At 66.3% G+C, this 909-nt stretch carries 1 protein-coding gene and 1 pseudogene; both read left to right on the top strand.

The window, feature by feature from the left end:
- The coding region (locus PCA_RS12520) for an endonuclease domain-containing protein (protein ID WP_255436830.1) at positions 1-359 on the top strand (359 nt) is incomplete at its 5' end.
- 80 nt (positions 360-439) lie between these two features.
- A pseudogene (locus PCA_RS17625) lies at positions 440-909 on the top strand (endonuclease domain-containing protein); the annotation flags it as partial.

Raw genomic sequence — 909 nt, 5'->3', positions numbered from 1 at the left:
TGCGAGCCGATTCGACCGATGCAGAACAACTGCTGTGGTCCAGACTGCGGAACCGGCGCCTCTCGGGCTGGAAGTTCAGGCGACAACACGAAATAGGGCGGTACATCGTCGATTTCGCGTGCCCTGATGCGTCCCTGATCGTGGAGCTGGACGGCGGGCAGCATGGCGACCAGCGGATCTACGACGAGCATCGAAGCAGCGAACTTCAAAGAGTGGGATACAGGGTCCTGCGTTTCTGGAACAATGAGGCGTTGAAGAATCTGGACGGCGTGCTTGAGGTGATTTTGGAGGCCTTGGCAGGCTCGACCCCTCACCCCAGCCCTCTCCCCGGAGGGAGTAGGGATGGCGGGGTTTTTTGAGGCCTTGGCAGGCTCGACCCCTCGCCCCGACCCCCTCCCCGGAGGGGAGAGGGTGCAGGGCTCGCGGGAGACTTGAGAGAGTGACGACAACCATCCAACCGCGCCTGACCCAGGTGTTCCGCTTCCTGCACGCGCGCTATGCCGACGGCGTGGCCGAGCTGGCGTATGCGTTCGACGATGGCGAGGCCATGGTGGAGCGCATCCGCTTTCCGCATGCGCCGGCACTGCCGCGCGAACGCCAGACCGCCTTCGACGCGGCGCTGAAGCTGCTGCACCTGGTCGCCGGCGTCAGCTACTACAAGGCTGGCGTGCCGCCGAAGATCGAGATCGCGGATGGCCCGCTGGACGATGCCACCGCCGACCTGCTGGATGCGCTGTACCTGCACGGCCTCGCCGAGTTCGCCTACCGCAACGGGCTGGACCTGCGCGGGCGCATCGCGTTTCCGCGCCTGGGTGCGGAAACAAAACCCGCAAGCCCGGGCCATTCCCCCTCTCCCCTCAGGGGAGAGGGCCGGGGTGAGGGGCCGGGCTTGCCGCAAGCCCCGTCGCT

It is taken from the genome of Rhodanobacter sp. PCA2 (assembly GCF_013620825.1).
GTDB lineage: Bacteria > Pseudomonadota > Gammaproteobacteria > Xanthomonadales > Rhodanobacteraceae > Rhodanobacter_A.
The sequence above is the reverse complement of the archived record's forward strand: the minus strand, read 5'-3'. Positions and strand labels throughout refer to the sequence as shown.